Genomic DNA, 23,574 nt, shown 5'->3' with positions numbered 1-23,574 from the left:
CGGCGGGACGGATCAAGTTGTCTGTGCAGGGGGCCGATAAACACCGAACACCTCTCAAGGATTCCGCATGGACATGGACGTTTCTCCCGCTTTGCTCATGGACCGCGTGCTTCAGACGCGCCAGGGCCAGACCACGCGGGAAGCGCAAATCCTCGTGATGAAAAAAGCCATGGACATGCAGGAGTCGGCGTCCGCGGCGCTGTTGAATGCCGTGGCGGGCGATCTGCCGCTGGCGAGTGGCGGAGCGGTGGGGACGCAGGTCAATACGCTGGTTTGAGGCCAGCGCCGCGGCTACGGTCGCCGCAACATGCGCGCCGCCAGCACGCTGGCCAGCAGCATGAGCGCGCTGCCTGTGAGCGCGGTGAACTGCAGCGCGTCGGTGAAGGCGGCGCGGGCCATGAGGGTCAGCGCTTGCGCCGCGTCGGCGGGCAGGCGTTCGGCGACCGCGAGGGCGCCGCCCAGGGTGGCCATGGCTTCCGGGGGCAGGCACTGGCCGCCGGCCTGCGTGAGTTGCTGGCGGTAGATCAGCGTGCCCGCGCTGCCAAACAGCGCGATGCCCAGCGCGCCGCAGAACTCCGAGCTGGTTTCGGCGATGGCCGAGGCGGCGCCCGCGCGTTCGGGCGGCGCCGAGGTGATGATCTGCTCGGTGCCGATGGCGAACACCGGCGCCATGCCCAGGCTGACCACGACCATGCCGGCCACCAGCACCCACAGCGCCCAGGGGCCGTCGGCCCACACCATCAGCAGCATGCCGGCCGCCGCTGCCGCGAGGCACCACACCATCACCGGCCCGGGCCCGAAGCGCCGCGCCAGCCAGGGCGCCAGCACCATGGAGCCGAACACGAAGCCGCCCGCCCACGGCACCGTGGCCCAGCCGGCCTGCAGCGGCGAGAGCGCCAGCACCATCTGCAGGTGCTGGGCGATGAAGATGTAGATGCCGAACATGGCCAGGCACGACAGCCCGTAGGCCATGATGGCGGTGCGGAAGGTGGGGATGGCGAACAGCCGCAGTTCGAGCAGAGGGTAGTCGATCCGCGACTGGCGCCGCACGAACACCACGCCGATGGCCAGCCCCGCGAGCAGCAGCGCCAGCCGCTCCCCGCTCGGTCCGTGTTCGGCCATGGCCTTGACGGCGTAGATGAGGCTGAGCACGGCGGACAGCGACAGCAGCACGCTCGGCGCGTCGATGCGGCCGGCGTTCTCGTCGCGGTACTCGGGCAGCAGGCGCGGCCCGAGCACCAGCAGCAGGGCCATCACCGGCACGGCGGGCAGGAACACCGAGCCCCACCAGAAGTGCTCCAGCAACCAGCCGCCCACCAGCGGGCCGATGGCGCTGCCGACCGAGAACGCGGTGATCCACACGCCGATGGCGAACTGGCGCTGCGTCTCGTCGTGAAACATGTTGCGGATCAGCGAGAGCGTGGACGGCGCCAGCGTCGCGCCGGCAATGCCCAGCAGCGCGCGCAGCACGATCAGCTCGGTGGGCGTGCGCGCGAACGCGGCCAGCACGGAGGCCACGGCGAAGAAGGCCGCGCCGATCAGCAGCAGGCGGCGGCGCCCGATGCGGTCGCCCAGCGTGCCCATGGTGATCAGGAAGCCGGCGACGAAAAAGCCGTAGATGTCGATGATCCACAACAACTGCGAGGCACTGGGCACCAGCGCCCGGCTGAGCGCGGGCACGGCCAGGTTGAGCACCGTGAGGTCCATGGCATAGACCAGGCAGGGCAGGGCGATCATGGCCAGACCCCACCACTCGCGGCGGGTGGCCTTGGCGGGCGGAGCGGTCGAGGCGTCAGGCAGGGTGGGTGGGGAATGGCTCATGGGATCGGCGGCCTCAGCCACTGGCCTGGTCTGGCCAGGGCGGCGGCAGCTGGCCTGTGCGAATGATAGGGACGGCGGGCGGCTGGCGCCCTGGCGCCCTGGCGCCCTGGCGCCCTGGCGCTCAGAGGCTTTTGCCGTCGAAATGGTGCACAGGGATGGCCGCGAGGTCGATGCCGTCGATGCAGCGCAGGTTGATCGCCGCCATGGCGTTGCCCTTGGGGTCGGTGCCTTCGCCGTAGGGGTGTATGCCGCAGACCGGGCAGAAGCGGTGGCGGATCACGTGTTTGTTGAACAGGTAGGTCGAGGCCGCGTCCTCGGGCGTCTTCAGGACCAGGCTGGCGCGCGGCACGAACCAGAGCAGCGAGCCCTTGCGCGAGCAGATGGAGCAGTTGCAGGCGAGCGCGCTGTCGATTTCGCCCTGGACTTCAAATGCGATGCGGCCACAGTGGCAGCTGCCGGTGTGGGTGGATGCGGTGGTGGTCATGGTGGCGGGTGTGGTTGGTTCGGGGACGGTCCTCAAACCACACGACGATCACCATAGCCCGTTTTCGACATCGGGGCCAGAGGTCCCATCCAAAGCCGACGCTGACGGCCGTTTAGACTAGCCACGCTTCCGCGATGCCCGGTGCGGTTCAGCCGCAGTGGGTGCCTACAAAGGAGCTCACCGAACCTCGGACTCTCTGGAAACCCTGCTCATGAAAAGAATCGTCCTCCACGTTGGGATGCACAAGACGGGATCAACCGCCATTCAGACCTCGCTGGCCGGCTACCGGGACGGTGTTTTCGAATACGCGCCGCTGCCGCCTGTGGTGAAGACGGAGCGCCAGCATGAAAACAACCACTCATTCCTGATCAACACCGCGTTTGACCAATACAACAAAAGAGTGGGCATGTTGCAGCGGGTCGGCGTGGTGGCCAACGACTTTGACCGGGTCCGGTTGCAATGCCGGGAGGCACTGGAAGCCTGCCTGAGGGCGAGTGAAGCCGAGGTACTGATTCTGTCGGCGGAAGCCATCACGGGTTTCGATCCGGATTCCACACGGGAACTGGGTGCACTGCTTCGCCAGTACGCCAGCGACATTCAGGTCTACGCCTATGTCAGGGATCCGTTTGACTATGTCAAGGCCATCACTCAAGAAGTGATCAAATTGGGCCATGCCGGCGATCACCTGCACCCTCTTTCATACCGGGACAACTTTGAACATCTCGAAGAAGTCTTTGGGGCGGAGTGCGTTTCCTATCGGCTGTACCGCCGTGAGAAGCTGCTGAATGGCGATGTGATCGCTGATTTTGGATCGTGGATCGGGTTGAAGAAGGAGCCTGAGCACCGTCTGGAGGCGAATGTGACCTTGTCGACAGATGCGGTCCGGTGCATCTATGCCCTGAACAATTACCCGATGTTCTCGTCCGGGAATGGTCTCTTGCACAATGCCTGGCGTGAACTGCACGGTGTTTTCGGGCAGTTGTTTCCGGGTAGGTTTGAAATACCCGCCAGATTGGTGGCCCGGGAGATCGATGTCTGGGACTTGGCCTGGATGGAGGCCCACCTGGGGCAGAGCCTGCAGTTGCCGCCCTATTCCGAGAAAGACATGGACTGCACGGGTCTGAAGGATTGGCTGGGGCGCACGACGCCCGAGATGCTGACGACGATTCGCGGGGAATTGACCGGCCGCGGCGCCGATGTGCCTGAAGACGCCAGCCTTGTCGAGCTGCTGTTCCAGCTGTACCTGGAGTGCATACGCAGCTTCAGCGATCTGCAGTTGGACTACCGGAAGTTTTCTGCAGACCGGTATCTTGAGCGGTATCCCGATGTCCGGCAGGCGGGCCTGTATCCCTTTGGACACTATGTGCTCCACGGCCATGACGAGGGGCGCGACGGATCGTAGGCGGCGGCCGATCCGCTTTACCAGCTCACTTCCCGGTCCGGTGTCGCGCTGATGCGGTGGATGTTCAGGTCATCGCCGTCGTATGCCTATACTTGGTTCAGGTGGAGGCCTATACGAGGTCGACGCTGACAGCTGTTTAGAGTGTCGGCGCCCTGGAAACCCTGCTCATGAAAAGAATCGTCCTCCATGTTGGGATGCACAAGACGGGATCAACCGCCATTCAGGCCTCGCTGGCAGGCTACCGGGATGGCGTTTTCGAGTATGCGCCGTTGCCACCTGCCGTGGAGGCGGATCGCCAGCGTGCATACAACCACTCATTCCTGATCAACACCGCATTTGACCGAGGCCACAAACGAGCAGGCAAACTGTTGAAGTTTGGCGTTGCAGCCAGCGACTTTGACCGGGTCCAGGCGCAATGCCGGGACGCACTGGAAGCCTGCCTGAGAGCTTCGGAAGCCGAGGTACTGATTCTGTCGGCGGAAACCATCACGGGTTTCGATCCGGATTCCACACGGGAACTGGGTGCACTGCTTCGCCAGTACGCCAGCGACATTCAGGTCTGCGCCTATGTCAGGGATCCGTTTGGCTATGTCAAGTCCGCCACGCAGGAATGGATCAAGTGGGGATACACCGGGGATCATCTGCACCCTCTTTCGTACCGGAACAACTTTGTCCATATCGAAGACGTCTTCGGGGCGGATTGCGTTTCCTATCGGCTGTACCGCCGTGAGAAGCTGCTGAATGGCGATGTGGTCGCTGATTTTGGATCGTGGATCGGGTTGAAGAAGGAGCCTGCTCACCGTCTGGAAGCGAATGTGACCTTGTCGACAGACGCTGTCATGTGTATCTACGCCCTGAACAGCCATCCGATGTTCTCGTCCGGGAGTGGCCTGTTGCGCAATGCCTGGCGTGAACTGCTGGATGTTCACAGGCGTCTTTTTCCGGGCCGGTTTGAAATACCCGCCAGATTGGTGGCCCGGGAGGTTGATGTCTGGGACTTGGCCTGGATGGAGGCCCGCCTGGGGCAGAGCCTGCAGTTGCCGCCCTATTCCGAGAAAGACATGGACTGCACAGGTCTGAGAGATTGGCTGGGGCGCACGACGCCCGAGATGCTGACGACGATTCGCGGGGAATTGACCGGCCGCGGCGCCAATGTGCCTGAAGACGCCAGCCTTGTCGAGCTGCTGTTCCAGCTGTACCTGGAGTGCATACGCAGCTTCAGCGATCTGCAGTTGGATTACCGGAAGTTTTCTGCAGACCGGTATCTTGAGCGGTATCCCGATGTCCGGCAGGCGGGCCTGTATCCCTTTGGACACTATGTGCTCCACGGCCATGACGAGGGGCGCGACGGATCGTAGGCGGCGGCCGATCCGCTTTACCAGCTCACCTCTCGGTCCGGTGTCGCGCTGATGCGGTGGATGGTCAGGTCGGCGCCATCGTATTCCTCTTCCTGGCTCAGGCGCAGGCCCATGGTGGCTTTGAGCACCCCGTAGACCACCGCGCCGCCGAGCAGCGCCCAACTCACGCCCAGGGCGGTGCCGATGAGTTGCGCGCTGAAGCTGACGCCACCCAGACCGCCCAGTGCCTGTTGGCCGAAGATGCCGGCCGCCAGGCCGCCCCAGGTGCCGCACAGGCCGTGCAGTGGCCAGACGCCCAGCACGTCGTCGATCTTCCAGCGGTTCTGTGTCAGCGTGAACATGCCCACGAAGAGCGCACCCGCCACGGCGCCCACCACCAGCGCCCCCAGCGGGTGCATGAGGTCGGAGCCGGCGCACACGGCCACCAGGCCAGCCAGTGGGCCGTTGTGCACGAAGCCGGGGTCGTTCTTGCCGGCCAAGAGCGCGGCCAGCGTGCCGCCGACCATGGCCATGAGCGAATTGACCGCGACCAGGCCGGAGATCTTGTCCAGCGTCTGTGCGCTCATCACGTTGAAGCCGAACCAGCCCACGCAGAGAATCCACGCGCCCAGCGCGAGGAAGGGGATGCTGGACGGCGGGTGGGCCGACATGCCGCCGTCTTTGCGGTAGCGGTTGGCGCGGGCACCGAGGAAGATGACCGCTGGCAGTGCGATCCAGCCGCCCACGGCGTGAACGACAACCGAGCCCGCGAAGTCGTGGAAGGCGGCGCCGGTGGTTTCGGTGATCCACGCCTGCACGCCGAAGTGGCCGTTCCAGGCGATGCCTTCAAAGAAGGGGTAGACGAAGCCGACGATGACGGCCGTTGCGATCAGCTGCGGCCAGAACTTGGCGCGTTCGGCGATGCCGCCGGAAATGATGGCGGGAATAGCGGCGGCGAAAGTGAGCAGGAAGAAAAACTTCACCAGCTCGTAACCGTTTTTCTGGGCCAGCGTTTCAGCGCCAACAAAGAACGAGGCGCCGTAGGCCACGCCATAGCCAACGACAAAGTAGGCGATCGTGGAGACCGAAAAGTCCACCAGGATCTTGACCAGGGCGTTGACCTGGTTCTTCTTGCGAACCGTGCCGAGTTCGAGGAAGGCGAACCCGGCGTGCATGGCCAGGACCATGATGCCGCCGAGCAGGATGAACAGGGCGTCAGCGCCCTGTTTTAGTGCGTCCATATGAAGTCTCCGTGCAGAAATGCGTGTTGTGGTGCGTTCTGAGCGCCAAAACAGGGACTGCATGGCGAATCGCACCATTCACAAGCAAAAATCAAACCAATCACTTCATGGTGGTGCGTCGGGCACCGGAAGGGTGCTGATGGCCCGAGGCTCAGCGCACCGCCCGGGCCGGCGCGCCGATGGCCCGCAGCACGCTGGGCGAAATCAGCCGGTGCATGGGCTTGACCGGCAGCATGTAGAGACGGCCCAGCCGGTTCTTGGTGTGCACCACGGTGGTGACGGTGACGCGCACCGGCTCGCCGGTCGGGCGGGCGCAGTGCACCGAAATCACAACGTCCAGGTGCTTGTCGCGGTCGCCGAGCAGCACCTCGTCGGGCGAGTTCTCGAACAGGGTGAAGATGCCCACGCGGTCGCCGGGCCGGTAGTCGGCGTCGGGCTTGGCGGGGTTGACTCCCGACAGATCGCCCAGGTTCTTCAGGCCCACCAGCTGCACGGCGCGGTTGCGCAGGCGCATGCAGGCGTCGACCCAGCGCGGCGTGGACTGCACAGCCTTGAGGAACTGGCGGAGGGCGCTGAGCGAGGGGTCGGTGGCGTCGATGGCCCAGGCGTCAAAGAAGTCGGCGCCCTCCAGCCGGCCGGCGATGCGGCTGCCGACGGGTGGGCTGGTTTCGGTCGGGGTGTTCATCGGGTGTTCCCTGCGCGGTGGACTACCCGGTCGACGGACCGGGTACGGTCGCTGGCCCGACTGTAGCCGGCGGCGGCATGCCCACAAAAAAGCCACCCCGCAGGGTGGCTCGGCCGAGGACCGCCGCCCGCTCAGCTGCAGGAAACGCTGCCGCAGCCGCTCATCGTCGCCGGGCGCACCCGGTCGGGATCGGCCAGGGTTTCGGTGCGGGAATCGAATCCGACGTCTTTCAGGTGCAGGGCCAGGCCGGCGTCCATGCTGGCGGCGTGCTGCGGGAACCATTCGACCAGCGCTTCGGCCAGGCGGGTGATGATTTCCGGGTCGTCGTTTTCGTAATGGGGAATCACCGCGTGCAGCGTTTCCATGATGGTCGCGTGGTGCGAGGCGTGGCAGTTGTCGGCGGTGAAGCCGGTGGCGAGCATCCAGCGTTCTTCCTGCGCGAAGTGGGCGGCGGTGTGTTCGACGAATTCGCGGTAGAGCGGCAGCTGCTGGGCTTGCGGGGTGGCGAGCAGCTGGTTGAGCATGGTGACGAACTCTTCGTGCGTTTCGTCCATGCGGTCGTCGCCGGTCTGCAGGCTGGGGGCCCATTCCAGGCCGGTGGTGGTGGCGGGGGCTTCGGGCGTGGCGGTGGTGTTCATGGGGCAACTGTACGGGGTGGGTGGGTCGGGAGGCTTGATGAAGGTCAAGTGCCGCCGGACCCCGATTGTGCCGCGGTGGGTGCCGTCTATGATGGCAACGGCGTACCCGTCGGGCCGCGCTTTCCAGTCACCACCGCCAGGGAGGAACCCATGGGATTCGTTGACGCAATCAAGACCTGTTTTTCCAAGTACGCCAGTTTCAGCGGCCGTGCAACACGCTCTGAATACTGGTGGTGGGTGTTGTTTGTGGTGCTGGGCGGTGTGGTCACCGGGATCGTGAACGATGGCCTGAACGCTGTTTTCGGCCTCGCCATCCTGGTGCCTTCCATCGCGGCGGCGACTCGTCGCCTGCACGACATCGGCAAGAGTGGCTGGTGGCAGCTGGTGGGTTTCATTCCCTTGCTGGGACTGATCCTGATGATCTACTGGACCGTGCAGCCCAGCCAGGGGGACAACGAATACGGTTCGGCCGGGCCGCTGACCGCCGGAATCTGAATCAGGCCTCGACCGGCTCGCCCAGCATCTGGCGCACGGCGGCCTGCAGTTCGGGCGACTGCAGCGCAGCGGGCAGGCGCGCGAGCGTGGGGTGGGCGAGGCAGGCGCGCAGATGGTGGGTGTCCACGGCGTCGCCGATGGTGAGTGCTTCGGGCGACGGGATGCGGCCTTGCGCCAGCCCTTCGCCCAGGTGGGCGCAGAGATAGCCGAGCGCGATGCGCGGCAGGCGCTCGGGTTCGATGGCGGCCGGCGGGGTGACCAGCAGGCAGCCCATGTCGTTCACATCGTCCACCAGCGCGGTGGGCAGTTCCCACGATTTCATGAGCAGGCCGCCGATTTCCACGGCGTTCAGGCCCAGCAGCTCCTGCTCCAGCCGCGCGCGTTCGAGCCGGTTGCGACCGAGCCACCGCGGCATGCCGGCGGCGGGGATGAGCGAAGCGGTGGCCAGCTGGCCCACGAAACCCAGAACCACTTGCGTGGACATCGACGCCTGGTCGGGCAGGTTCAGCGCCTTGCCCAGGCGCACGGCCAGTTCGCTGGCCATGGCGCTGGCTTTCCAGATGGCATCGAACGCTTTTTGTGCCTCGGCCAGCGTGGGCTTGAAGGCATCGGCCAGCATGTACTGCAGGCAGAGGCTGCGCACGCTGCTGATGCCCAGGAAAGTGACGGCCTGGCCGATGTTGGTGACGGGCCTGTGCAGGCCGTACAGGGGCGAGTTCACGGTGGACAACACCCTGGCCGCGATGAGCGGTTCGCCCATCACGAGCTCGCTGAGTTCGGCAGAGCTGGCGCGGGTGACGAATTCGGGCGAGAGCAGCTGCTGCATGGAGCGCGGTGGGCGCGGGATGCCGCGCACGGCCGCGATCAGGGTGGCGCGGTGTTCGCCATCGAGATCGGATTCTGTGCGCCATTGGAACCCCGCCAGCGCGTCCGGCAAGGGCTGCACGGTGGCGACAAAGGCAGGTGCCGGGTGCGGCGAGGAAGCCGGCACGGGACCGAGGGCACTGCGCAGGGTGGCCAATTCACGGGGTGCACTGGCTGGGGCGCGCCCGACCGGGCGGCGGAGCAACCACCATGCCATGGCAGAAGCCAGTACAGCAGCGATCCACAGAAACTCTGAAGACATGGGGGAGCCTCCGACTCAAGGGTTATCGCCCGCGTGCGGCGGACTTTCGTTCTGACCCTGTGTATCGGCGCCCTTGGCGCGGTCTTGAGCCTGCCCCAGGGCGGCTGCCCGGCCGACAGCCGCCCGGTGTGAACGCTCAGGCCAGGCGGGTGCGGTGGCGCGCGATCTGGCTCAGCACCTGGGCCGGCGCGGTGCCACCCAGGGTGTTGCGGGCGTTGAGGCTGCCGCGCAGGCTCAGGCACTCGTAGACGTCTTTTTCGATGCTGGCGTTGAAGCCCTGCAGCACGGCCAACGGCAGTTCGGACAGGTCGCAGGCGTGGCTGGTGGCGGCCTTCACGGCGTGGGCCACGGTTTCGTGGGCATCGCGGAAGGGCAGGCCTTTTTTCACCAGATAGTCGGCCAGGTCGGTGGCGGTGGCGTAGCCCTTCTTGGCGGCTTCCTCCATGGCCAAGGCGTTGACGGTGATGCCGCCTTCCTTGACGCCCGTGGCGGGGTTGAGCTGGCCGCCCACCATCTCGGCAAAGATGCGCAGCGTGTCTTTCAGGGTGTCCACCGTGTCGAACAGTGGCTCCTTGTCTTCCTGGTTGTCCTTGTTGTAGGCCAGCGGCTGGCCCTTCATCAGCGTGATCAGTCCCATCAGGTGGCCGACCACGCGGCCCGTCTTGCCGCGCGCGAGTTCGGGCACGTCCGGGTTCTTCTTCTGCGGCATGATCGACGAGCCGGTGGTGAAGCGGTCGGCGATCTTCACGAAGCCGAAGTTCTGGCTCATCCACAGGATCAGTTCTTCGCTGAAGCGACTGATGTGCACCATGCACAACGAGGCGGCGGCGGTGAATTCGATCGCGAAATCGCGGTCGCTCACGCCGTCCAGGCTGTTCTGGCAGACCTGCGGGTTGCCCTGCTCATCGACCATACCCAGCGTGACGGCCACGCGCTCGCGGTCCAGCGGGTAGGTGGTGCCGGCGAGGGCTGCGCTGCCCAGTGGCAAGCGGTTGGTGCGACGGCGCACGTCGGCCAAACGCTCGGCGTCGCGCGCGAACATTTCCACGTAGGCCAGCAGGTGGTGCGCAAAGCTCACCGGCTGCGCCACCTGCAGGTGGGTGAAACCGGGCAGGATCACTTCGACGTTCTGCTCGGCCACGTCCACCAGCGCGGTCTGCAGCTCCACCAGCAGGTCGCTGATCAGGTCGATCTCGCTGCGCAGCCACAGGCGCACGTCGGTGGCCACCTGGTCGTTGCGGCTGCGGCCGGTGTGCAGGCGCTTGCCGGCGTCGCCCACCAGCTGGGTCAGGCGCGCTTCGATGTTCAGGTGCACGTCTTCCAGGTCGAGCTTCCATTCGAACGTGCCGGCTTCGATTTCAGAGCGGATCTGTGCCATGCCGCGTTCGATGGCCGCGCGGTCGTCGGCGCCGATGATGCCCTGGGCAGCCAGCATTTCAGCGTGGGCCAGGCTGCCGGTGATGTCGGCCAGCCAGAGGCGTTTGTCAAAAAACACGCTGGCGGTGTAGCGCTTGACCAGTTCGCTCATGGGCTCCGAGAATAGGGCGGACCAGGCTTCGGATTTCTTGTCGAGTTGGTTGGTGGACATGGTGGTGCCAGCGGCTGGGTAGGGAATTGGAGGGCGGCGGGTGCGCCGGGCCGGGCTGGCCGGGTTTTACAAACGGATCTGTGCTGCCCATATCCGGGCGGTCGCAGCCTATAGTGCGAGCCATGCAAGACTCCCGAATTTTATCGAGCTTCCAGGACCTGGCGCCAGCGGCCGGCATGCGGCCCTTGCGGCGCATGCCCGAGCCGGTGCGCGCCAGCGAACTGGTGTTCGACACCTGCAAGGTCGGCGTGGTGTTGCGGGCGGTGCTGTTCGTGCAGGCCGTTGTGTGGGTGGCGGCGCTGTTCGGCGCGCAGGGTCTGTGGGCCTGGGCCGGCCAGATGGCCATGCTGACGGGCGCTGCCCTGCCTGCGACCCTGGTCTGGTTGCTGGGCGTTTGCGCGCTCAAGCGGCCCCTGGGCTCCCTGCCGATGCCGGCGCAGTGGACCGCGGGCGTCACGCTCGGTGCGCTGGCTGCGCTGTATGGCTGCGCACTGTTGTACTGGATGGGGCTGGTGGATCCGGCGCCCTGGCTGGCCAGCGCGGCCTCGGGTGCGTTGCTGGCGGCGGTGCTGGTGGCGGCGCTGGTCTGGCGCGCCCGCGCCCGCACACCGGCGAGCACCACGGCTCGGCTGGCGGAGCTGCAGGCCCGCATCCGGCCCCACTTTCTGTTCAACACGCTCAACAGCGCGATCGCGCTCGTGCGGGCTGAGCCTGCCAAGGCCGAGCGCCTGCTCGAAGACCTGAGCGAACTGTTCCGGCACGCGCTGGCCGACTCCAAAGAAGCGGTACCGCTGAGCCAGGAACTGGAGCTGGCACGGCACTACCTGGCGATCGAGCAGGTGCGTTTTGGTGCTCGCCTGCGGCTGGAATGGAGCATCGACGAGTCGGCCTCCGGGGCCCGGCTGCCGCCGCTGATCCTGCAGCCGCTGGTGGAAAACGCGGTCAAGCACGGCGTGGAGCCCAGCCCCACCGGTGCCGTGGTGCGCATCAGCACGCAGCGGCGTGGCAGCGTGGTGGTGATCAAGGTGACCAACACCGTGCCGGCGGGCAGCGGCACCAGGGGTAACGGGCTGGCGCTGGACAACGTGCGCCAGCGCCTGGCCCTGTTGCACGACGTGCAGGGCCGGTTTCAGAGCGCACTGGTCGATGACGTGTTTCAGGTTCGCCTTGAAATACCGGTATAAGCTGTTGTTTCGAGCCTGACAGCAAGGGAGCGTGGCATGGCATTGAAGGTTTTGATCGTCGACGATGAGACACTGGCCCGTACGCGGCTGCGCACGCTGCTGGGCGATTGCGCCGATCCGCGCACCGAGATCGTGGGCGAAGCGGCCAACGCGGTGCAGGCGATGGAGCAGATCCAGCGCACGGCCTGTGATCTGGTGCTGCTGGACGTTCACATGCCCGGTGTCGACGGCATGGCGCTGGCCGCCAGTTTGCGCCAGATGGCATCGCCGCCGCAGATCATTTTTGTCACGGCCTATGCCGAGCATGCGGTGCGGGCTTTTGACCTGGAGGCCATCGATTACCTGACCAAACCGGTCCGGCTGGAGCGCCTGCAGCAGGCGCTGCAGAAAGCGCAGCGCCTGCGCAATGTGGGCGGCGAGGGCGCGGAAGCTTCTGGCGCCGTGGACAGCCTGCTGATCCAGGAGCGCGGGCGCAGCGAGCGCGTGGCGCTGTCGGACGTGATCTACCTCAAGGCCGAACTGAAATACATCACAGTGCGCACGGCGGAGAAGGAGCACATCTACGACGGTGCCTTGAGCGATCTGGAGCAAAAATACGCGCACCTGTTCGTGCGTGTGCACCGCAATGCGCTGGTGGCGCGCCGCGCAGTGCGGGCGGTGGAGAAGTACACCGACCCGGTGGAGGGTGAGGGCTGGACGGTGAGGCTCGATGGGGTGGACGAGCGGTTGTCGGTTTCGCGTCGTCAGCTGGCGGCTGTTCGTGAAGCGCTGATGAGCTGAGTTTTTTGCGGCTTGGGGCTCCGGAAGCTTCGGTCATCGGCAACCGGGGTAACCGATTCCGCTCATGTCCCCCGGCGGCTGAAGCCGCCTCCTCCTTTACTTCGCTGCATCAGTCACCCCGCTCGCCGATGACCTCACCTGCGCTCGGACGGCTCAATGCTTGAGTGCCCGCCCGACTCTTGCTGGCGAGACCATGGTGTTCTGCAGAGCGAAGTCAAGGAGGAGGGCCGGCGAAGCCGGGCCGGGGGACATGAGCGGCGCAGAGCGCCATGGTCTCGCCAGCGTGCAAGTTCGGCGAGAGGAATGACCCTCGACCTCAGACCTCCGCAGCCTCAATCAAGAACCGAACCCGCCGCTGCCCCTGCCACTCGTCCGCATCCAGCCGGAACGCCAGTTTCACGCGCTCGGGCAACGGCTCGGTGTGCCCAAACCAGATGCCGTCCACCGGATCGCCCTGGTGCTTCATCTTCAGCGCCAGATGCTTCTCACCCACGAGACGCTGCGACACGATCTGCAGCTCTTCGCAGAACACCGGCGGCGCAAAACCCTGGCCCCACACCTCCTTGTGCAGCGTGTCCACCAGATCCGTGCGGCGGTACTGCTTGTCCAGCACACCGTCGGCCTCCATGCGGCGTTGCAGCGTGGCGGCATCCAGCCACTCGTGGGCCACCTGCTGCAGCGCGGCCTCAAAGATGTCCAGGTGTTCCTCGTCGATGGTGCAACCCGCCGCCATGGCGTGGCCACCGAAGCGCAACAAGACGCCCGGGTGGCGTTTGGCCACGAGGTCGAGCGCGTCGCGCAGGTGGAAGCCGGGAATGGACCGGCCCGAGCCCTTCAGCTCGTTTTCCTTGCCCTCGGCGCCGCTGGCGGCGAACACGAAGGTGGGTCGGTGCATCTTGTCCTTCAGACGCGAAGCGACGATGCCGACCACGCCTTCGTGGAAGTCCGGGTCGAACACGATCAGTGCCGGCGGCGGCTCTTCGGATTCGTCGAACATTTCTTCGGCCAGCAGCAGCGCCTGGTCGCGCATCTCGCCTTCAATCGCCTTGCGCTCGCGGTTGATGCCATCGAGTGTGCGCGCCAATTCGTCGGCGCGCAGGCCGTCGTCGGTGGTCAGGCATTCGATGCCCAGCGTCATGTCGGCCAGACGCCCGGCGGCGTTCAGGCGCGGGCCGAGGGCGAAGCCGAAGTCGAAGCTGGTGGCTTTTTGCGGCTGCCGAGCCGCCACGTTGAACAGCGCCGTCATGCCCGGCGGCATGGCGCCGGCGCGCACGCGTTTGAGGCCCTGGGCCACGAGGCGGCGGTTGTTGGCGTCGAGCTTGACCACGTCGGCCACCGTGCCGAGCGCCACGAGGGGCAGCAGCGTGTCGATCTTGGGCTGTGATTGCGCATCGAACACGCCGCGCTCACGCAATTCGGCGCGCAGCGCCAGCAGCACGTAGAACATGACACCCACGCCGGCGATCGACTTGCTCTCGAAGTCGCAACCCGGCTGGTTGGGGTTGACGATCACGCAGTCGGCAGGCACCACGACTTCGCCGCCTTTCAGCGCGGGCAGGTGGTGGTCGGTCACGATCACCTGCAGGCCCAGCTCGCGCGCGGCGCGCACGCCATCGAGGCTGGCGATGCCGTTGTCTACCGTCACCAGCACGTCGGCACCCTGGGCCTTCACGCGCCTGGCGATGGCGGGTGTGAGGCCGTAGCCGTCGGTCACGCGGTCGGGCACGAGGTAGTTCACGCGGTCAAAACCCGTGGGTGCGCCCAGCAGGCGCAGGCCGCGCAGGCCGACCGCGCAGGCGGTGGCGCCGTCGCAGTCGTAGTCGGCCACGATGCAGATGGCTTTGTTCGCGGCCATGGCGTCGGCCAGCGCGCGGGCGGCTTCGGCAGCGCCTTTCATGGAAGCGGGCGGCAGCAGCAGCGAGAGCGCGTCGTCGAGCTGCTCCTTGCTGGTGATGCCGCGCGCGGCGAACAGGCGGGCCAGCAGCGGGTGCACGCCGCCCTGTTCCAGCGCCCAGGCGGCGCGGGGCGGTACATCGCGGGTGATGATCTTCATAGGGTTTCGAGGGCTTTCCAGGCCGGGGGCGTGCCCAGCAGGTTTTTGAACAGGCGGCCGAGGCGTGGGCCGGCACCGCGTGGTGCGTTGACCCAGGTTTGCGCGCCACGCTCGCCGCACAGTGTGAGTGTGACCGGCTCGCCACGGCGCGCGGCTTCCAGCAGGGCTTTGATGGCTGTGGCGTCCAGCTGCGCCCAGGCCTGTTGCCAGGCGGCCCAGTCGGCGCGCAGCGCGGCTTGGCGCAGGGTGTCGGGAACGGTTGGTGCCGGCTGCAAGGGTGTGGGCGTTTCCAGGGCACCCGCGCCGCTGACCCAGAAACCGTTGACCGGCAGCAGGCCGCGGGCGGTGCGCGCATCGTGCACCGGGTGCGTGTAGAAAAGCATCTGCGCCTCGCTTTGCAGGCGCTTGAGCAACTGGCTGCCGGTCGGGTTGGCGGGGCTCTGGGGCATCCAGCCGTCGACCGGGCGGCCGCTCACACGGTCCAGGCTGGCGCAGGCGATGCCGCGCAGCGGTTCGCCGCTGGCGTGCCAGCGCGTGGCGCTCTCAAAGCGCAGGGTGATGCCGTCTTCCGCGCAATAGGGCGCGAACGCGTCGAACAGGCCGCGGGCGTCTTCATCGGTCAAGCCGATCTGATCGCCCGGCAGCAGGCTCACATGGTCCGTGCCGATCTGGAAATGGCAGGGGCTGAACCAGGCTTGCGGCGTGGTCGGGTCGGCGCTGGCGGCGGCGGCCCACGGGATCTGACCGTCTTCGCAGGCGGATCCGTCCGCCTTCACCAGCCCCTGCGCCCGCGCCAGCGCGCGCTCGTGCGGCAGGCTCAGGCTGTGGTCGTCGCCAGTGTCGGTGGTTGCGGGCGCCAGTTCGGCCAGCAGGGCCTGCAGGTTCGGCAGGCGCAGGCCGTTCAGCACCGCCAGGCACTCCGGCGCACTGGCGCTGGCAAACGGGATCAGCAGGCGGTTGGGCAATGGAGGCGGGGCTTCTGGGGCCATGGGGGCAACGGGCATGGAGGCGATTGTCGGGGATGCCACAATCTCCGGCTGGACTCCAACGATGCAAACCCCTTACGAACTCATTCTCGGCTGGCGCTACACGCGCGCCGGCCGCGCCACCCGGCGCAACGGCTTCATTTCTTTCATCTCGGGCGTGTCCATGCTGGGCATCGCGCTGGGCGTGGCCGCGCTCATCATCGTGCTGTCGGTGATGAACGGTTTCCAGAAAGAGGTGCGCGACCGCATGCTGGGCGTGCTCTCCCACATCGAGGTCTTCGAGCCGGGTGGCCAGGCGATCCCCAATCTGGCCGACACGCTGGCCATCATCGAGCGCCACCCCGAAGTGCTGGGCGCGGCGCCGTTCGTGGGGGCGCAGGCCCTGATCGCGCGCGGCGAAGACATGAAGGGCGCGCTGGTGCGCGGCATCGACCCGGCGCTGGAGCCCAAGGTGACCGACCTCGTGGCCGACCTCGCCGACACCGTGCTGCCGCGGCTCGTGCCGGGCGAATTTGGCGTGATCCTCGGTGGCGAGCTGGCGCGCAGTCTGGGCGTGGGCACTGGCGATACGGTGACCCTGATCGCGCCCAGCGGGCAGGTCACGCCCGCGGGCGTGGTGCCGCGCATCCGGCAGATGACCGTGGTGGGCACTTTCGATTCGGGCCACTTTGAGTACGACTCGGCGCTGGCGCTGCTGCACCAGGACGACGCCGCGCGCATCTTCCGCGTCGAGGGGCCGACGGGGGTGCGTGTGAAGATCAAGAACCTGCACGAAGCGCGCGAGGTGGCCATTGCCATCGCCGCCGACCTCGATCCGGGTCTGCTGGTGCGCGACTGGACGCGCCAGAACCGCACCTGGTTCGCCGCCGTGCAGCTGGAAAAACGCATGATGTTCATCATCCTCACGCTGATCGTGGCGGTGGCGGCGTTCAACCTGGTGTCCACGCTGGTGATGACGGTGACCGACAAGCGCGCCGACATCGCCATCCTGCGCACGCTGGGCGCGAGCCCGCAGAGCATCATGGGTGTGTTCATGGTGCAGGGCGCCATGGTGGGCATCATCGGCACCGGCGCCGGCCTGCTGCTGGGCCTGGGCGTGGCGTTCAACATCGACACGCTGGTGCCTGCGCTGGAGCGCCTGCTGGGCGCGAGCTTCCTGCCGCAGGACGTGTACCTCATCAGCCGCATGCCCAGCGACCCACAGCAGGGTGACATCCTGCCGGTGGGACTGATTTCGCTGGCGCTGTCTTTCGTTGCGACCATTTACCCGAGCTGGCGCGCAAGTCGCGTCAATCCCGCAGAGGCCTTGCGCTATGAGTGAAGTTGTACTTCAGGCCACCGGCCTCACCAAGCGCTTCACCGAAGGCCGGCTCGACGTGACGGTGCTGCAAGGCGTGGACCTGTCGGTGCGCCAGGGCGAAACCGTGGCCATCGTCGGCGCTTCCGGCTCGGGCAAGAGCACGCTGTTGCACCTGCTGGGCGGCCTGGACGCGCCCACCAGCGGCAGCGTGCAGCTCATGGGGCAGACAATGTCGGGCCTGAGCGCGGCGCAGCAGGGCGCGCTGCGCAACCGGCACCTCGGCTTCGTCTACCAGTTCCACCACCTGCTGCCCGAATTCAGCGCACGCGACAACGTGGCGATGCCGCTGTGGATCCGCCGCCTGCCACGCGCCGAAGCGGCCGAGATCGCCACCCAGACCCTGACGCGCGTCGGACTGGCTGGCCGCCTGCACCACCGGCCGTCCGAGCTCTCGGGCGGCGAGCGTCAGCGGGTGGCGATCGCGCGCGCGCTGGTGACACAGCCGGCCTGCGTGCTGGCCGACGAGCCCACCGGCAACCTCGACCGCAGCACCGCCGACGGCGTGTTCGAGCTCATGATGCAGCTCGCCCGCGACCAGGGCACGGCCTTCATCGTCGTCACGCACGACGAGACCCTGGCCGCGCGCTGCGGGCGCGTCCTGCGGTTGACGGCCGGCGTGCTGACCTGAGTACTCAGGGCGCGGTCTGGGCGAAGCGCAGCGGCTGCGCCATGCCCTTCACGTGGATCAGCAGCGTGCGGCCCCGCAGCTCGTAGCGCTCGGCCTTCTGCAGGGCCGCGAGATAGCGCACCTCCTGCTCGTTCGCCGGACCCATGCAGGCCATCTTGGTCGAACCCATCTGGTCGAAGCCGATGTGGCCCTGCGTGATGCGGACCGAACCGAAGAAGCGGTTGCACGAACCGTTGCCGGCGACGCGACCCGCCTCGGGGAAGGTCAGCGTCGCCTGCGAGCGCTCCATCACGGCGCTGTCGCCCAGGGCTTCCAGCCGCCATTCGGTGCCGACGAGCGAGACCGGGGAGGGTGCGGCGGCGGGCTGGCCGGCGCAGGCGGCCAGGGAAACGGCCAGCAACAGGCCCAGCCAGGCGAAAGGGCGAAGAAGGTTGGGGAGCGCAGTGTTCATGGAGATCCTCTGAGGTTGTGTCGGTCGCCCCGCCAACGGGCGAGGACCAGGCGGCACAATCGCGGTTATACCGCCATGTGGATCGACACCCATTGCCACCTTGATGCCCCCGAATTCGGCGCCGACCATGCGCTGGCGGTGGAGGCGCGTGAGCGCGCGCGCGGGCTGGGCGTGGGCTGGTGCGTGATCCCGGCGGTGGAGCGCAGCAACTTTGACACTGTGCACCTGCTGGCGCACCGGCTGGGCGACGCCTACGCGCTGGGCATCCACCCGATGTACGTGCCGCGCGCGCGGGACGAAGACCTGGATGCGCTGGACGCGGCGCTGACCGAACACCGCGGCGATCCGCAGCTGGTGGCGGTGGGCGAGATCGGGCTGGACTTCTTCTTGCCCGCGTTGTGCGAGCCCGCCATGCGCGAGCGCCAGACCCGCTTTTACCGCGCGCAGCTGCGGCTGGCGCGCCGGCACGGCCTGCCGGTGATCCTGCACGTGCGGCGCAGCGCCGACGCCTTGCTGGGCGCGTTGCGCGAGCTGCCGGTGGCGGGCGGCATTGCGCACGCCTTCAACGGCAGCGCGCAGCAGGCGCAGGCCTTTCTGGATCTCGGCTTCAAGCTCGGGTTTGGTGGTGCGGTGACGTTTGAGGCTGCGTTGAAGTTGCGTCGGCTGGCGGCTGAACTGCCGCTGTCGGCGCTGGTGATGGAAACCGATGCCCCCGACATCCCGCCGCACTGGCTGTATGCAACGGCGGCCGAGCGCGCTGCGGGCCGTTCGCAGGGCGTGAACACGCCCGCCGAAGTGCCGCACATCGGGCAGGTGGTGGCAGATCTGCGGGGTGTGCCGGCCGACGCGCTGGCGCGGGCAACCAGTGCCAACGCCCTGGTGGCGCTGCCCAAACTGGCGGCGTTGGCGGCTGGCGGGGCCGTGGCTTGAGCCGCCTGCAGGGTTTGCCGCCGGTGCTGGACGCGCGCACGCGCCTGCTGGTGCTGGGCAGTTTTCCGGGCGTGGCTTCGCTGCGCGCGCAGCAGTATTACGGCCACCCGCAGAACCAGTTCTGGAAGATCCTGGGGGCGCTCTGGCAGCAGCCACTGATCACGCTGCCGTATGCCGAACGCATCGCCGCGCTGCACGGGCACGGTCTGGGGCTGTGGGACGTGTACGGCGCCTGTGAACGCGAGGGCAGTCTGGACGCCGACATCCGCGCCGCCGAACTCAATGACTTCGCGTGGGCGCAGCGGCAGTGTCCGTTGCTGGAGGGAATTGCGCACAACGGGGGTGAGAGTTACCGGCACGCCAAGCACACGTCGGCGTTCGGGCTGCCGGTGTACAAGTTGCCATCGACCAGCCCGGCGAACGCGAGCTGGTCGTTTGATCGCAAGCTGATGGCCTGGGCTGAGGTGTTGCGGCGGCATGGGGTTGCGTAGGTCCAGGGCGTAGACCTCGCGGGCTTGCTGCGCCGCTCATGTCCCCCGGCCCGGCTTCATCGTCCCGGCACCATGCAGGCCAGAAACACGGGCCCAGGAGAAAAGCCACCCGGCGCGAGAAAGCCATGACGAACTCCATGTTCATAATGATCGCTTTGCAGTTCCAGAAGTGACAAAGATGCAGTATTGGTTGCCGGTCCGCGCAGCGACGGATTCAGGGGGTTTGCCCGCCCGCCACCCCGGGGCATGGTTCCCCCGCCTGTTGGGCGGTGACCGCACAGGAGTCCGCGCATGAAGAGCGGAGCCAACGCAGCGGCCCGCCGCCGCACCGGGCCGCAGACGCTGCCCGACGTGACCATGTCCGAAGACGGCGAAGTGCGTTTCCTGCACCTGGGCACCGAGTGGATCCAGGGCTCGATGATCATCGACGCGCCGTTCGATATCGAGCTCGACTATGTGCAGCGCATGATGGCCTGGCTGCTGTTCGTGGAGCCCGATTCCGTGGGCAAGCGCCGGGCCATGCAGCTCGGGCTGGGCTCGGCCGCTTTGACCAAGTTCCACTACAAGCAGCTGCGCATGGACACCACGGCGATCGAGATCAACCCGCAGGTGCTGGCTGCCTGCCGTGGCTGGTTCAAGCTGCCGCCCGACGGCCCGCGCCTGCGCGTGCTGCTGGCCGATGCGGAGCAGGAAATCCGCAATCCGGCGCACACCGGCCAGATCGACGCGCTGCAGGTCGATCTGTACGACCACGAAGCCGCAGCGCCCGTGCTCGACAGCCCCGATTTCTACGCCGACTGCCGCTCGGTGCTGACCGACGAGGGCGTCATGACGGTCAATCTCTTTGGCCGCGATGCGAGCTACGAGCGCTCGCTGCAAAGCATCTGCGCGGCGTTTGGTGATGACGCGGTGTGGGCCTTCAAGCCCACGCGCGAGGGCAACACCATCGTGCTGGCGCAGCGCACCGCCGACCGCCCCACACGCATGGCGCTGCTGGCGCGGGCCGAAGAGATCCAGTCGCGCTGGCGCCTGCCAGCGGTCAAATGGTTGCGCATTTTCAAACCGGTTGCCTGAACCCCCATGAAGACCACCACCAAGGCCCCGACGCCCAAGCCTGTTCATCAACCTGGGCCGCTCGACTGGCGCACGCTGGTGGGCTGGCTGCGCGATGATGGCGTGATCTCGGCGGACGAGGCGGCCCGCACGGTGGCGCGTTGTGCCTCGGCGCACAGCGCCCAGCACCCGCTGCAGCGGCTCGCGGTGGTGGGCGTGGCGCGCGAGGCCGATGGCCATGTGCTTGACATCGAGCAGCTTACCCAGTGGCTGGCCAGGCGCAGCGGTATCGATTACTTCCGCATCGACCCGCTGAAGGTTGACGTGGGCAAGGTGGCCGACGTGATGAGCGCGGCCTACGCCGAGCGCCACAAGGTGTTGCCGGTGCAGGTGGGTGTGGCGGAGGTGGTGGTGGCCACGGCCGAGCCCTTCATCCAGGATTGGGTGCCCGAGGTGGAGCGCCAGACGCGCAAGAGCGTGCGCCTGGTGCTGGCGAGTCCGCAGGACGTGGCGCGCTACACGGCCGAGTTTTTTGCGCTGGCCAAATCGGTTCGCGCGGCGAGCAAGCTGGGTGGCCAGGCGGGTTTTGGCAGCTTTGAGCAACTGGTGGAGCTGGGCAAGGCCAACAAGCAGCTCGACGCCAACGACCAGCACGTGGTGCAGGTGGTGGACTGGCTCTGGCAATACGCCTTCGACCAGCGCGCGAGCGACATCCACCTGGAGCCGCGGCGCGAGCAGGGCGTGATCCGCTTCCGCATCGACGGCGTGTTGCACCCGGTGTACCAGATGCCCATGGGCGTGATGAACGCGATGATCGCGCGCATCAAGCTGCTCGGCCGCATGGACGTGGTCGAAAAGCGCCGGCCGCAGGATGGCCGCATCAAGACCCTGCGCCCCGGCGTTGGGGCGGTGCGGGGCGATGAAGTTGAAATGCGCCTGTCCACGCTGCCCACCGCTTTTGGTGAAAAACTGGTGATGCGCATTTTTGACCCCGAAGCCACGGTGAAAGACCTGAGCGCGCTGGGTTTTTCACCGCACGATGCCCAGCGCTGGGAATCGCTCACCAGCAAGCCGCACGGCATCGTGCTGGTGACCGGTCCGACCGGCTCGGGCAAGACCACCACGCTGTACGCCACCCTCAAACGCCTGGCGACCGAAGAGGTCAACGTGAGCACGGTGGAAGACCCGATCGAGATGATCGAGCCGGCCTTCAACCAGACCCAGGTGCAACCGCACCTGGACCTGGACTTCGCGCAGGGCCTGCGTGCCCTGATGCGGCAGGACCCCGACATCATCATGGTGGGCGAGGTGCGCGACCTGCCCACCGCCGAGATGGCGGTGCAGGCTGCGCTCACCGGCCACCTGGTGTTCACCACGCTGCACACCAACGACGCCCCGTCGGCCATCATGCGACTGATGGAGCTGGGCATCCCACCCTACCTGATCAACGCCACCGTGCTCGGTGTGCTGGCGCAGCGCCTGGTACGCACCCTCTGCCCGGTCTGCCGCGTCCGCGAGGACGATGCCGAAACCAACGCATCGCGCGAAGCCTTGACCGAGCTGGTCAAACCCTGGCAGGTCAGCGGCAAGTACCAGCCCTACCGGCCGGTGGGCTGTGTCGATTGCCGCATGACCGGTTACCACGGTCGCTCGGGCCTGTACGAGTTGCTCGTGGTCACCGAAACTTTCAAGAGCAAGGTGAGCCGCGAGCCCGTGCTCGAAGCCTTGCGCAGCCAGGCGGTGAAGGACGGCATGCGGCCGCTGCGCCTGGCCGGGGCCGCGCGCGTGGCCGAAGGCCTGACGACGATGGACGAGGTGCTGGCCTGCACGCCGCCTGTGAGCGGGTGAGGGCCATGGTCCCCTTGCGGACTGTCACCGCGCTGCGCGGGTCGCTGCCCCCGAGGGGGCTGTTTCGCCTTGGGGCGGCCCTGCGGCGAAACGATGCCCCTCACGCCGCGGCTGCGCGATGTGCCAAACGTTTGACCGGATCGTTGTCCATGATTTTCAGCAAGGGCTTATATTCCGGTCTCCACACGTCCGCTTGCTGAAATGTCCGAGATGATCCCGATCAAGACCGAATCCGCCTGGCGCGGCACCGCCGATTGCCGCAACTGCGGCATCCGCGAGATGGTGCTGTTTGCCGACCTGCGCGAAGAGGACTTCAACCTGATCCACGCGCCCATCGATGACCTCGAATTCAACGCGGGTCAGCCGCTGGTGCGCATGGGCGAGACGGCCACGTCGCTCTACACCCTGCGTTCGGGGGTGATCAAGCTGGTACGCAACACCGTCGACGGGCGCCAGCGCATCGTGCGCGTGCTGCGCTCGGGCGACGTGATCGGCCTGGAAGCCCTGATGGGTCCGGTGTACGACTCCGACGCCATTGCGCTGACCAGCATCAAGGTGTGCCGCCTGCCGCTGCAGGTGATCCAGCGCCTGAACCGCGAAACGCCGCGCCTGCACCAGCGCCTGATGGAGCAGTGGCACCGCAGCCTGAAAGAAGCGGACGACTGGCTGGCCGAGCTCAACTTCGGCAACGCGCGCCAGCGCGTGGCCGGCCTCATTCTCAAGATGCGGGCGGAGCACGACCCCACGGTGGCCAACCTGTTTTCGCGCGAAGACATGGGTGCCATGCTCGACCTCAAGCTGGAGACAGTGAGCCGCACGATCTCCGCGTTCGAACGCGAGGGACTGATCGAGCCACTCGACAAGCAGGGCCGCACCTACCGCGTGGTGGATGCCGCGCTGCTGTCGGCGCCCAAAGCCTGAGGGGCGGACCCGCTCTCCCGAGCGGTCATGCCCTGGCGCGACAGCGGGTCGCGCGGGGTCTACCGATAATCG

23 protein-coding genes are annotated in these 23,574 nt (G+C 66.9%); 13 read left to right on the top strand and 10 right to left on the bottom strand.

From position 1 onward, the window contains the following. Positions 1–73 precede the first annotated feature (73 nt). Complete coding sequence (locus ACN5W5_RS10445) at positions 74–277, top strand: YjfB family protein (RefSeq protein WP_420048467.1); 204 nt, start codon at positions 74–76, stop codon at positions 275–277. A gap of 14 nt (positions 278–291) precedes the next feature. Here ACN5W5_RS10445 and ACN5W5_RS10440 read toward each other — a convergent pair whose 3' ends face one another. After that, positions 292–1,821 (bottom strand): MFS transporter, encoded by a 1,530-nt coding sequence (locus ACN5W5_RS10440; protein ID WP_420048466.1) that lies wholly within the window; start codon positions 1,819–1,821, stop codon positions 292–294. A gap of 121 nt (positions 1,822–1,942) precedes the next feature. Then, on the bottom strand, positions 1,943–2,305 hold the full coding sequence (locus tag ACN5W5_RS10435) for a GFA family protein (RefSeq protein ID WP_291189462.1): 363 nt from the start codon (positions 2,303–2,305) through the stop codon (positions 1,943–1,945). Between the two features lie 211 nt (positions 2,306–2,516). On the opposite strand from ACN5W5_RS10435, the gene ACN5W5_RS10430 reads away from it, so the two are divergent. Beyond that, on the top strand, positions 2,517–3,707 hold the full coding sequence (locus ACN5W5_RS10430; RefSeq protein ID WP_420048465.1) for a hypothetical protein: 1,191 nt from the start codon (positions 2,517–2,519) through the stop codon (positions 3,705–3,707). A gap of 167 nt (positions 3,708–3,874) precedes the next feature. Further along, positions 3,875–5,065 (top strand): hypothetical protein, encoded by a 1,191-nt coding sequence (locus ACN5W5_RS10425; RefSeq protein WP_420048464.1) that lies wholly within the window; start codon positions 3,875–3,877, stop codon positions 5,063–5,065. Between the two features lie 17 nt (positions 5,066–5,082). Here ACN5W5_RS10425 and ACN5W5_RS10420 read toward each other — a convergent pair whose 3' ends face one another. The 3 genes from ACN5W5_RS10420 to ACN5W5_RS10410 form a co-directional block, all read right to left on the bottom strand. Continuing rightward, complete coding sequence (locus ACN5W5_RS10420) at positions 5,083–6,285, bottom strand: ammonium transporter (RefSeq protein WP_420048463.1); 1,203 nt, start codon at positions 6,283–6,285, stop codon at positions 5,083–5,085. 151 nt (positions 6,286–6,436) lie between these two features. Then, positions 6,437–6,970: a DUF2867 domain-containing protein gene (locus ACN5W5_RS10415; protein WP_420048462.1), complete on the bottom strand. Its 534-nt coding sequence runs from the start codon at positions 6,968–6,970 to the stop codon at positions 6,437–6,439. 131 nt (positions 6,971–7,101) lie between these two features. After that, positions 7,102–7,608: a bacteriohemerythrin gene (locus ACN5W5_RS10410; RefSeq protein ID WP_420048461.1), complete on the bottom strand. Its 507-nt coding sequence runs from the start codon at positions 7,606–7,608 to the stop codon at positions 7,102–7,104. Positions 7,609–7,758: 150 nt separating this feature from the next. On the opposite strand from ACN5W5_RS10410, the gene ACN5W5_RS10405 reads away from it, so the two are divergent. Then, entirely contained in the window at positions 7,759–8,103 is a 345-nt protein-coding gene (locus ACN5W5_RS10405) for a DUF805 domain-containing protein (protein WP_420048460.1), read from the top strand. Position 8,104: 1 nt separating this feature from the next. Here ACN5W5_RS10405 and ACN5W5_RS10400 read toward each other — a convergent pair whose 3' ends face one another. Further along, a complete protein-coding gene (locus ACN5W5_RS10400; protein WP_420048459.1) occupies positions 8,105–9,229 on the bottom strand; it encodes an HDOD domain-containing protein in 1,125 nt (374 codons plus the stop codon). Between the two features lie 136 nt (positions 9,230–9,365). Next, complete coding sequence (gene argH / locus ACN5W5_RS10395) at positions 9,366–10,817, bottom strand: argininosuccinate lyase (protein WP_420048458.1); 1,452 nt, start codon at positions 10,815–10,817, stop codon at positions 9,366–9,368. A gap of 122 nt (positions 10,818–10,939) precedes the next feature. Between argH and ACN5W5_RS10390 the strand changes: the two genes are divergently transcribed. Both ACN5W5_RS10390 and ACN5W5_RS10385 read left to right on the top strand, forming a co-directional pair. Further along, entirely contained in the window at positions 10,940–12,001 is a 1,062-nt protein-coding gene (locus ACN5W5_RS10390) for a sensor histidine kinase (protein ID WP_420048457.1), read from the top strand. A 36-nt stretch (positions 12,002–12,037) separates the two neighbouring features. Further along, positions 12,038–12,781, top strand: coding sequence for a LytR/AlgR family response regulator transcription factor (locus ACN5W5_RS10385; protein ID WP_420048456.1), 744 nt, complete (start codon positions 12,038–12,040; stop codon positions 12,779–12,781). Between the two features lie 316 nt (positions 12,782–13,097). Here the strand turns inward: ACN5W5_RS10385 and recJ are convergent, their stop codons facing one another. Together recJ and ACN5W5_RS10375 are read right to left on the bottom strand one after the other, a co-directional pair. Next, positions 13,098–14,834 (bottom strand): single-stranded-DNA-specific exonuclease RecJ, encoded by a 1,737-nt coding sequence (recJ, locus tag ACN5W5_RS10380; protein WP_420048455.1) that lies wholly within the window; start codon positions 14,832–14,834, stop codon positions 13,098–13,100. Next, complete coding sequence (locus ACN5W5_RS10375; RefSeq protein WP_420048454.1) at positions 14,831–15,838, bottom strand: phosphoglycerate mutase; 1,008 nt, start codon at positions 15,836–15,838, stop codon at positions 14,831–14,833. Before ACN5W5_RS10375 ends, recJ begins: the two co-directional genes overlap by 4 nt. A gap of 46 nt (positions 15,839–15,884) precedes the next feature. Here ACN5W5_RS10375 and ACN5W5_RS10370 point away from each other — a divergent pair, with 46 nt between their 5' ends. Both ACN5W5_RS10370 and lolD read left to right on the top strand, forming a co-directional pair. Beyond that, positions 15,885–17,141 (top strand): lipoprotein-releasing ABC transporter permease subunit, encoded by a 1,257-nt coding sequence (locus ACN5W5_RS10370; RefSeq protein ID WP_420048453.1) that lies wholly within the window; start codon positions 15,885–15,887, stop codon positions 17,139–17,141. Beyond that, on the top strand, positions 17,134–17,808 hold the full coding sequence (lolD, locus tag ACN5W5_RS10365) for a lipoprotein-releasing ABC transporter ATP-binding protein LolD (RefSeq protein WP_420048452.1): 675 nt from the start codon (positions 17,134–17,136) through the stop codon (positions 17,806–17,808). Before ACN5W5_RS10370 ends, lolD begins: the two co-directional genes overlap by 8 nt. A 4-nt stretch (positions 17,809–17,812) precedes the next feature. On the opposite strand, the gene ACN5W5_RS10360 is transcribed toward lolD, so the two are convergent. Beyond that, positions 17,813–18,259: an META domain-containing protein gene (locus ACN5W5_RS10360; protein WP_420048451.1), complete on the bottom strand. Its 447-nt coding sequence runs from the start codon at positions 18,257–18,259 to the stop codon at positions 17,813–17,815. 75 nt (positions 18,260–18,334) lie between these two features. On the opposite strand from ACN5W5_RS10360, the gene ACN5W5_RS10355 reads away from it, so the two are divergent. The 5 genes from ACN5W5_RS10355 (at position 18,335) to ACN5W5_RS10335 (ending at position 23,502) form a co-directional block, all read left to right on the top strand. Then, positions 18,335–19,189 carry a TatD family hydrolase gene (locus ACN5W5_RS10355; protein ID WP_420048450.1) on the top strand — a complete coding sequence of 285 codons (855 nt, stop codon included), beginning with the start codon at positions 18,335–18,337 and terminating at the stop codon, positions 19,187–19,189. After that, positions 19,186–19,680, top strand: coding sequence for a DNA-deoxyinosine glycosylase (locus ACN5W5_RS10350; RefSeq protein WP_420048449.1), 495 nt, complete (start codon positions 19,186–19,188; stop codon positions 19,678–19,680). Before ACN5W5_RS10355 ends, ACN5W5_RS10350 begins: the two co-directional genes overlap by 4 nt. A gap of 291 nt (positions 19,681–19,971) precedes the next feature. Further along, complete coding sequence (locus tag ACN5W5_RS10345) at positions 19,972–20,754, top strand: spermidine synthase (protein ID WP_420048448.1); 783 nt, start codon at positions 19,972–19,974, stop codon at positions 20,752–20,754. A 6-nt stretch (positions 20,755–20,760) separates the two neighbouring features. Further along, positions 20,761–22,581, top strand: coding sequence for a GspE/PulE family protein (locus ACN5W5_RS10340; protein ID WP_420048447.1), 1,821 nt, complete (start codon positions 20,761–20,763; stop codon positions 22,579–22,581). A 201-nt stretch (positions 22,582–22,782) separates the two neighbouring features. Further along, positions 22,783–23,502: a Crp/Fnr family transcriptional regulator gene (locus tag ACN5W5_RS10335; RefSeq protein WP_420048446.1), complete on the top strand. Its 720-nt coding sequence runs from the start codon at positions 22,783–22,785 to the stop codon at positions 23,500–23,502. Positions 23,503–23,574 lie beyond the last annotated feature (72 nt).

This window comes from Hydrogenophaga sp. ZJX-1 (genome assembly GCF_048590325.1).
In the GTDB taxonomy this organism is placed as follows: domain Bacteria; phylum Pseudomonadota; class Gammaproteobacteria; order Burkholderiales; family Burkholderiaceae_C; genus Hydrogenophaga.
This window is presented reverse-complemented; position numbering and strand designations above follow the sequence as displayed.

Bases quoted from the DNA above. Each gene is read 5' to 3' on its own strand.
- ACN5W5_RS10445 (WP_420048467.1), top strand. From the start codon at position 74: ATGGACGTTTCTCCCGCTTTGCTCATGGACCGCGTGCTTCAGACGCGC.
- ACN5W5_RS10440 (WP_420048466.1), bottom strand. From the start codon at position 1,821: ATGAGCCATTCCCCACCCACCCTGCCTGACGCCTCGACCGCTCCGCCC.
- ACN5W5_RS10435 (WP_291189462.1), bottom strand. From the start codon at position 2,305: ATGACCACCACCGCATCCACCCACACCGGCAGCTGCCACTGTGGCCGC.
- ACN5W5_RS10430 (WP_420048465.1), top strand. From the start codon at position 2,517: ATGAAAAGAATCGTCCTCCACGTTGGGATGCACAAGACGGGATCAACC.
- ACN5W5_RS10425 (WP_420048464.1), top strand. From the start codon at position 3,875: ATGAAAAGAATCGTCCTCCATGTTGGGATGCACAAGACGGGATCAACC.
- ACN5W5_RS10420 (WP_420048463.1), bottom strand. From the start codon at position 6,285: ATGGACGCACTAAAACAGGGCGCTGACGCCCTGTTCATCCTGCTCGGC.
- ACN5W5_RS10415 (WP_420048462.1), bottom strand. From the start codon at position 6,970: ATGAACACCCCGACCGAAACCAGCCCACCCGTCGGCAGCCGCATCGCC.
- ACN5W5_RS10410 (WP_420048461.1), bottom strand. From the start codon at position 7,608: ATGAACACCACCGCCACGCCCGAAGCCCCCGCCACCACCACCGGCCTG.
- ACN5W5_RS10405 (WP_420048460.1), top strand. From the start codon at position 7,759: ATGGGATTCGTTGACGCAATCAAGACCTGTTTTTCCAAGTACGCCAGT.
- ACN5W5_RS10400 (WP_420048459.1), bottom strand. From the start codon at position 9,229: ATGTCTTCAGAGTTTCTGTGGATCGCTGCTGTACTGGCTTCTGCCATG.
- argH (WP_420048458.1), bottom strand. From the start codon at position 10,817: ATGTCCACCAACCAACTCGACAAGAAATCCGAAGCCTGGTCCGCCCTA.
- ACN5W5_RS10390 (WP_420048457.1), top strand. From the start codon at position 10,940: ATGCAAGACTCCCGAATTTTATCGAGCTTCCAGGACCTGGCGCCAGCG.
- ACN5W5_RS10385 (WP_420048456.1), top strand. From the start codon at position 12,038: ATGGCATTGAAGGTTTTGATCGTCGACGATGAGACACTGGCCCGTACG.
- recJ (WP_420048455.1), bottom strand. From the start codon at position 14,834: ATGAAGATCATCACCCGCGATGTACCGCCCCGCGCCGCCTGGGCGCTG.
- ACN5W5_RS10375 (WP_420048454.1), bottom strand. From the start codon at position 15,838: ATGCCCGTTGCCCCCATGGCCCCAGAAGCCCCGCCTCCATTGCCCAAC.
- ACN5W5_RS10370 (WP_420048453.1), top strand. From the start codon at position 15,885: ATGCAAACCCCTTACGAACTCATTCTCGGCTGGCGCTACACGCGCGCC.
- lolD (WP_420048452.1), top strand. From the start codon at position 17,134: ATGAGTGAAGTTGTACTTCAGGCCACCGGCCTCACCAAGCGCTTCACC.
- ACN5W5_RS10360 (WP_420048451.1), bottom strand. From the start codon at position 18,259: ATGAACACTGCGCTCCCCAACCTTCTTCGCCCTTTCGCCTGGCTGGGC.
- ACN5W5_RS10355 (WP_420048450.1), top strand. From the start codon at position 18,335: ATGTGGATCGACACCCATTGCCACCTTGATGCCCCCGAATTCGGCGCC.
- ACN5W5_RS10345 (WP_420048448.1), top strand. From the start codon at position 19,972: ATGAAGAGCGGAGCCAACGCAGCGGCCCGCCGCCGCACCGGGCCGCAG.
- ACN5W5_RS10340 (WP_420048447.1), top strand. From the start codon at position 20,761: ATGAAGACCACCACCAAGGCCCCGACGCCCAAGCCTGTTCATCAACCT.
- ACN5W5_RS10335 (WP_420048446.1), top strand. From the start codon at position 22,783: ATGTCCGAGATGATCCCGATCAAGACCGAATCCGCCTGGCGCGGCACC.